This window comes from Arthrobacter sp. AOP36-A1-22 (assembly GCF_052377615.1).
In the GTDB taxonomy this organism is placed as follows: domain Bacteria; phylum Actinomycetota; class Actinomycetes; order Actinomycetales; family Micrococcaceae; genus Arthrobacter_H.
In genome coordinates this window covers 1-1,065 of sequence record NZ_JBQSWX010000064.1, presented here as the reverse complement: position 1 = coordinate 1,065, position 1,065 = coordinate 1, and the positions used below count along the sequence as shown (strand labels likewise).

Annotated in this window: 1 protein-coding gene; it reads left to right on the top strand. The window is 66.5% G+C overall.

The genetic code is table 11. The features are described from left to right. Positions 1–37: 37 nt before the first annotated feature. A partial coding sequence (locus ACT3S2_RS15825) for a DUF222 domain-containing protein (protein ID WP_444561935.1) occupies positions 38–1,065 on the top strand: 1,028 nt, incomplete at its 3' end.

Sequence of the window (1,065 nt, the reverse complement as noted above, 5' to 3'; positions counted from 1 at the left end):
CGTCCAACCTGTCGGTGGCAACTGGCACAGTGGGGTCATGGACGCGATCAACGAAGCAGTGTCGGTCAACGGGTGGCAACTCACCCGTCAGAGCGCCACGGCCGTTGACGGGTCCACCCGGTTCAAGGCCGCGGAAGCATTGGCCCGTTTCGCTGAAGCCGAGAAGTTCCGTGCCGCGGCCATGCTCCACGACGAGGCCCAAGAAGCGATAGATCCCCGTCTGGAAGCACTACAAAACCGGCCCGGGATGCGGATCTCGCTCCGGACCGGACGCATCGTGTCTTCCGCGGCCACCGATAGTGCCGCGATGGAAATCGCCCTGATCGCCGGGTTGTCCCCGGGCCAGGGACATCGGGTGTTGGATCAGGCCGAGACCCTGGTGATGGATACCCCCGAAGTCCTGGAGTCGTTGGCGTTGGGGCGTATCGGGGCCAGCCATGTCCAACGGATCCTGGAACATACCCACCACATCACCGCCGAACCACCGGCCTTGCCGGCCCGGGATGCGGACGAGGCCCGCAAGGAGGAGTTCGAACGCGACGTCGCCGCCGCAGCGGCCCGGGCCCGGGCCGATCGGCGGGACTTCGGGGCCGATATGTTGGCCATCGCTGCGGGGAAGTCGCCTACGCAATTGCGGGCCCGGGGCCGGCAGGTCCTGGAGAAGTATTACGGGTTTTCCTTCACCAAACGCTCCCGGACCGAGTTGCGGGACCGCCGGATCGAGCTGGAACAGGCCCGTGACGGGATGACGTGGTTCTCGGGGTATCTACCCACGGCTAGTTGCCAGGCGATCTTCGCGAAGGTCGATGCCATGGCCCGGCTGCTGAAGACCGACCCCGAAACGGCGGCCGCGGTCAGCCAGGCAGCAGCCAACGCCGCCGGGAACACCGGCCCCGGTCATGACATTGAGGAAGTGGCCCCGGGCCGTGTTGGGGAGCTACTTGGCCAGGGTGCTGCTGATCCGGCGCCGGGGGCCGGGGCCGGTGATGATGCCGGACAGTTTCGTACCTTGGATCAGTTGCGGGCCGATGTCTTCACCGACATGATGCTCAACGGTCCCCGGGG